Below are 1,005 nucleotides of genomic sequence, written 5' to 3'. Positions count from 1 at the left end.
AACTGATTGATTGGTCAGGTTACGAAATGTCACCTTGCTCTGTGCTTCGATTTTAGCGCCATCACCGCCCGTTAGCAGGGTGTTGTCGACATGAAGCTCTCCCGATACCTGATGAACGTAAACATTTCTTCCAGAGTGGATGTCGAAGGCGAGTTCGCGATTCGGCTCCAAAATCAATTGATACAAATACGCATCTTGTTTGATGTGCAGTGTGCCACTCTCTCCCGTTGGGGTTGCAATGGTGGTTAACCCTGCATTACGTCCAAAATCTTTTTGCTGGTAGCCCGGTTTATTCCCAAAGGTGTTAGGTTGAATCCAAATTTGCAAAAAGCGTAAAGGGTCTGTTTCTGATGCGTTATATTCGCTGTGGTAAATGCCTTTACCTGCCGACATCAGCTGAAACTCCCCCGCAGGTAACGTTTGTACATTGCCTTCACTGTCTTTGTGCGCAATAACACCTTCTAGCACATAACTGATGATCTCCATGTCGCGGTGACCATGAGTATCAAAGCCTGCGTTGGGTTGAACTAGGTCATCGTTGATGACTCGCAGTTCAGAAAAGCCCATGTGTTTGGGGTCGTAATAGCTACCAAAAGAAAACGTATGTTTGCTGTCTAGCCAGCCAAAGTTTGCTCGACCTCGGTCTTCTGCGTGTCTTACGGTGATCATCAGTGCCTCCAGTGTCCGTGGTTAGGAGAATTTTTTGTTTAGGAAGTTATCTAACGCCGCTTTACCTGCGCCAGAAAAGGCCAGTGAAACACTTGCTGCTAGCAGAGCTAGGCCAAATTCGTAGCCGTTGTTTGCCATAAATAAGCCGTTTTCGAAGTGCACTGAGAAAATCGCCACAACCATAGTGAATGAGAGTGCGACTGCCGCAGGGCGTGTCAGCAAACCAAGTAGAATAAACAAGCCGCCGAAAAATTCTGCGCTACCAGCAAGAAATGCCATCAATACGCCAGGGCCAAGTCCAATTGATGCCATCCATTGTCCTGTGCCTTCCAAGCC

General features: G+C 47.6%; 2 protein-coding genes. Both read right to left on the bottom strand.

Annotated elements, in window-relative coordinates; translation table 11 throughout:
- On the bottom strand, positions 1 to 669 hold a 669-nt coding region (locus tag R8269_RS26615; protein ID WP_318223091.1), incomplete at its 3' end, for a pirin family protein.
- A gap of 21 nt (positions 670 to 690) precedes the next feature.
- A partial coding sequence (locus tag R8269_RS26610) for a DoxX family protein (protein ID WP_318223090.1) occupies positions 691 to 1,005 on the bottom strand: 315 nt, incomplete at its 5' end.

The sequence above is a fragment of the Vibrio sp. Vb0667 genome, assembly GCF_033391095.1.
This window is presented reverse-complemented; position numbering and strand designations above follow the sequence as displayed.